The following is a 4,954-nucleotide window of genomic DNA, read 5'->3' on the forward strand; positions in this document are numbered from 1 at the left end:
GCGATCAGGGCAACCGACAGTTGATACCCGCCGGCCACTCACCGCGCGGATTGGCGAAGACCAACTCGACCGCAAAGGTACCGCTGGTCGGGTCGATCACCCCATCGACGTTATCCACCTCGGCAACCACGGTTTCATTGACCGGTTCCAGCAAGGCGACTTCGAGCTCATCGCCAACGGCGATATGCCCGTAGGCTTCCAGCCGAAGAATGGCCTCGACCCGCAAAGGGTCCAACTGGACGATATCCAGCACCGGGGTCGCATCGATGTATTCGCCCTCCTCGGCCTGCTGGCGGGCGACCATCCCGCTGAAAGGCGCCTCGGCCACCATGTCATCGAGGCGCGCCTCCCCTAGGTTCGCCTGAAGCCGGGCAAGCCTCAACTCGGTATCGATCTCGTCGCGTTCGCTGTCGCTGAGCATGCCTCGCTCGATCAAGCGTTGATTGCGCTGCAACTGGCGCGACGCGTAATCGACCCGTGCACGCTCCAGTTCGAGATTGGCACGCTCCACGTCACGCTTCAGAGCGAACAGGCGGTCGCCGGCTTCCACACGCTCACCGGGCTCCACCAGAATCTCGTCGATGACTCCCGGCGTGTGACTCGACAGGGTCGCCTCGCGACCTGGCTCCACCAGGCAACTGATTTCATCGAACGTCTTCTCTTCGGCCCCCCCATCCTGCTGGGCCTGCACCGGGCCAGCGATGACAGATACCGACAGGGCCACCAGCAATGCCCCATGACAGAGATTGGCGAAACGCATGAGGTCTCCTGTTCATCTTGGCAGCGGCATGGCTTGCCGACATTGCCTTCACTCCGTTTTGCCACTGAAACCCAGCAGCTCGTTCTCGCGCCAGTCGGCGTCGAGCAGTCTCGCACGCTCTCGCGCATGGCGACGTTCCCGCTGGCGCTGTGCCCGGGATAGCCGGACTGGCAGCGGCCCAATATGCCGTTGCCAGCCGGCCAGCTCGTCGAGCAACGGATCGGTATCGCTGAGAGCGTACTCCACGCTACCCGGGTCGCCTTGTCGCGCACAGCGCCCGGCGATCTGGCGGTCGATGCGCGAGGCATCATGGCGCCCGGCGATGATCACATGCAAACCGCCCGCCTCACGCGCCTCCTCATCGAGGGCGATATCGGTTCCGCGCCCGGCCATGCTGGTGGCAACCGTGATGGCACCGGCGCACCCGGCCCGAGCCACGGTGGCGGCCTCCTCGGCATCCTGACGGGCATTGAGCACGGCATGCTCCAGCCCGCGTGCTTCAAGGCGCCGGGACAGCACCTCCGAATCCGCCAGCGAGGCGGTGGCAATCAGTACCGGGCGTCGCCGGGCTGCCAACTGAGCAGCTCGTTCGGCCACCCATTGCCATCGGCCATCGTCATCGTCAAAGGCGTGCACACCCAGATGACGGCGGCGAGAGGGCCGGTGAGGAGGAATCGATACCACCCTCAGACGATAGGTCCACCACAGCTCACCGCGCACCTCGCAGGCCGTACCGGTCATGCCCGAGAGATGCTGATAGCGGCGAAAGAAGCGCTGATAGGTAAGGCGCGCCAGGGTTCGATTGGGCTCGCTGGGCCGGCACCCTTCGAGCCGTTCCACCATCTGCTGCAGCCCCCGCTCCCAGCGCCGATCGGCCAGCACCCGCCCGGTATGCTCATCGATGATCTGTACCTGACCGTCGCGAACGAGGTAATGACGATCGCGCTGAAACTGATGGCGGGCAACCAAGGCCTGCTGCAGCAGCCATTCGCGGCGCGCCTTGCCGAGCCAGCCGCTGCGCTCGCCCTGCGCAGCCAGCCGTCGCTCGGCCTGCTCAACCAGCCGCACCTTGCCAGCCTCGGTCAGGTGCAGACGCCCGGACTCGCGTACGAAATCCTCGCCTTCCCGGTACCGTTCGGACAGCGTCAGCACCTCATCGATCAACGCGATGTCCAGCGGCTCGCCCTCATCCGGCCCCGACAGAATCAACGGTGTGCGAGCTTCGTCGAGCATCACGCTGTCCGCCTCGTCGACAATGGCGAAATGCAGCCCTCTCAACAACAACCGATGCTGGTCGAGCGCCCCGCGCAGGCTGGCCGCATGGGCTTGCAGCGGGGTGCACTCGCTTCCCAGCTCACGCCCATCGCGCAGATAGTCGAACACGAGTTCCTTGTTGGTGCAGTAGGTGATGTCGGCGGCATAGGCCGCTCGTCGTTGCCGCGGCGATCGTTCGTGGGTCACGACGCCTACCGTCAGTCCCAGGCGCGCGTAGATCGGCGTCATCGCCTGGGCATCGCGGCCGGCCAGGTAGTCGTTGACGGTGACCACATGCACCGGGACGCCCGCCAAGGCCGCCGTGGCAGCAGGTAGCGTCGCGGTGAGCGTCTTGCCCTCACCGGTGGGCATCTCGGCGACCTTTCCTTCCAGCAGAGCCAACCCACCCATCAACTGTACGTCATGATGCGCCATTCCCAGCTCGCGCCATGCCACCTCACGCACCGTGGCGAAGGCTTCACGCGACAGCCTGGGGGATAGCCCTTCGGCCAGCAGGCGATCTCGCAGCGACTCGATGTACGCATCCAGTGCAACATCTCCTAGCGCCGACAGACGCTCGCCAAGGCGGTGGATGGCCGGCAGGGCACGGCGCAGACGCCAACGCTGCCAACCGCCCGGTAAGCGGCAGACGGCCCGGATACGATGCCAGGGCATTTCCAACGCGCCGGGAGGCGGCACCTGGCGCTCCGGACGATGCAACACATCGACCGGATATCTTTGCAACAAGGCGGCGGTCATGGCATCACCGGTCGAAGAGCCGCAGGAAATGGCGACGTAGCTCCCGCCACCAGCGATGGCCGATCGGTTCCGGCGGGTGTTCGATTCGCACGTAGACGCGCTCGTCCAGTCGTAGCGGCAGTTCCTGCCGAATCAGGCCTCGAGCGTCGAAATCGGCCAAATAGTGCTGACGAAAGGCGATCAAGGGTTCACGTGCCTGCGGATCCAGAGCGATCGGCCCGCCACCCTCACGAGTCAGAGTCTCGCTCGGCACTTCGCGCGTTGCCCTGGGCGATAGCCACTGCAGGGAGGACGCCACCTCGGCATCGGCACCGGGCAAGCGAAGCGTCACCTCGCGCGCCCGCTCGTTCACCGCAGCTCGGCGATGGACGGGAAGAAACGCCCGCACGCGCAAGTCTTCGTCGCGAACCACGACCGCCACCGATTCGCCGCGCTGCAAAAACTGCCCGAGTTCGGGTCGCCCCTGAGGCATCAACAGTCGTCCGTCGCGCGGGCTCGTCACCAGAGTGGCAGCGGCCCGCAAACGCGCATCCGCCAGGCGCTCTTCCACGAGTTCCAAATTCTCGCGCTCCATGGCCACCGACTGCGCCTCGCGAACGCTCGCCTGCAAGCGCAGATCGGCCTCGCGGCGCTGAGCCTCGAGTCGACTCACTTCGGAGGCCAACTCCGGCGCATCCAGGTGCATCAGGACATCTCCACGTTCCACCCAATCGCCGTCCTCGACGAGAATGTCGTTGAGCCGACCCGACGCTCCGAGCCGCACGTGCGTGGGTTCGGCACTATCCACCACACCCTGAACGACGGTGGCATAGGGCAGCGGCAGTGCGAACAACAACAGGGCCAGGACGGCCAGGGTGCCGAGCAGCCAGGACCAAGCACGCCGACGCGAGCCTTCCAGACGAGAATCCATGGTGATGGCCTTGAGCAGCTTGAGAGCAGGAAACACGAGCGTCATGAAGACCGACCAGAGCGCCAGCAACACGCCGACGAACAGATAGCGCGTCGCCACGAAGACGGCGATGGCCACCATGATCACCAGGCGATAAGCGAACGACATCACCGAGTAGAGCACCAGCCACATCGCCTCGCGACGAGACCCCGCCTCTCCGGTGACATCGCGCCGTCCCAGCAGGTAGCGCTTGATCGCATAGCCGAGCTGCCGGTTCGCCCGCGAGCCGAGATTGGGAATTTCGAGCCAGTCTGCCAGCACGTAGTACGCATCGAAACGCAGCAGCGGGTTGCCATTGAAGAGCAACGTGGAAACCCCGGCGATGAGCATGACGTTGAACATCAGCGAGCGCAGCGCGCCGGGTTCGGCCATTGCCCAGACGAGCATGGCCAGCGCCGCCAGGAACAGCTCGACCAGGATGCCCGCGGCACCGACGAGCATGCGTTTGCCCTTTTCGGGACACGCCGCCGCGGCACTGGCATCCACATAAGGTACGGGAAAGAAGACCAGCAGCATGATGCCGATCTCATGTACCTCTCCGCCAGCATCCTTGGTCGTCCAAGCGTGCCCGAGCTCATGCAGCGCCTTGATCAGTGGGTAGACCAGCGCCATCAACAGCAGATTGTCGATACCCAGCACCCGGTCGGCGAGATTCTCGGTCAATGCCTGCCAATGCAGCGTCGCTACCACCAGCGCCAGCCCCACCGTGGCCAGCCACAGGAAAGCGCCGAACGGGCCGATCAGCGGCTTGACCAACGGATAGGTGGCAGCCACGAAACGCTCGGGATCGAGCAACGGGATTCGAATGCCCAACGGCGAGCGTATCACTTGCTGCCACTTGCTCCGCTGGAGCTTGCGTTGGCGCCGAGACAGCTCGCCGATATCGATATCGCGATGGCCTGCCAGCACGTTGGCATTGTGCAGTCGGCCGATCAGACCGATCATTTCCTGCTGGGTCGGCATGGCATCGCCCAGCGACGCGCTCACTTGTTGCCAGATCTCGCCCAGCGTGCGCTGGCCGTCGAGACGTCCAATGACCTGATACGCTTCCGGCGTGAATCGATGCACCTGCCCGGTCAGGGTGTCGTGCAATACGTACCAGGGCTTTCCACGGTATTCGTGACGATGCAGGCTAGCGTGCCGTCGCAGCCGCAGGCGAAGGTCCGCAACGCGATGCCAGTGCTGGCTATAGAGAGTTCCGGCCATGGCTCACACCCTTCCATCAAGCGGCA

General features: G+C 64.8%; 3 protein-coding genes. All 3 read right to left on the reverse strand.

The features are described 5' to 3' along the window. Window positions 1-4: 4 nt before the first annotated feature. Genes BLP96_RS06800 through BLP96_RS06810 form a run of 3 tightly spaced genes read right to left on the reverse strand, consistent with a single transcriptional unit; the run spans window position 5 to window position 4,928 of the window. Window positions 5-760, reverse strand: coding sequence for an efflux RND transporter periplasmic adaptor subunit (locus BLP96_RS06800; RefSeq protein ID WP_089684424.1), 756 nt, complete (start codon window positions 758-760; stop codon window positions 5-7). A 48-nt stretch (window positions 761-808) separates the two neighbouring features. Then, a complete protein-coding gene (locus BLP96_RS06805; RefSeq protein WP_089684425.1) occupies window positions 809-2,773 on the reverse strand; it encodes a preprotein translocase subunit SecA in 1,965 nt (654 codons plus the stop codon). Window positions 2,774-2,777: 4 nt separating this feature from the next. Beyond that, window positions 2,778-4,928 carry an HlyD family efflux transporter periplasmic adaptor subunit gene (locus tag BLP96_RS06810; RefSeq protein WP_089684427.1) on the reverse strand — a complete coding sequence of 717 codons (2,151 nt, stop codon included), beginning with the start codon at window positions 4,926-4,928 and terminating at the stop codon, window positions 2,778-2,780. Window positions 4,929-4,954 lie beyond the last annotated feature (26 nt).

Origin of the sequence: Billgrantia gudaonensis (genome assembly GCF_900100195.1) — a bacterium.
Lineage (GTDB): Bacteria > Pseudomonadota > Gammaproteobacteria > Pseudomonadales > Halomonadaceae > Halomonas > Halomonas gudaonensis.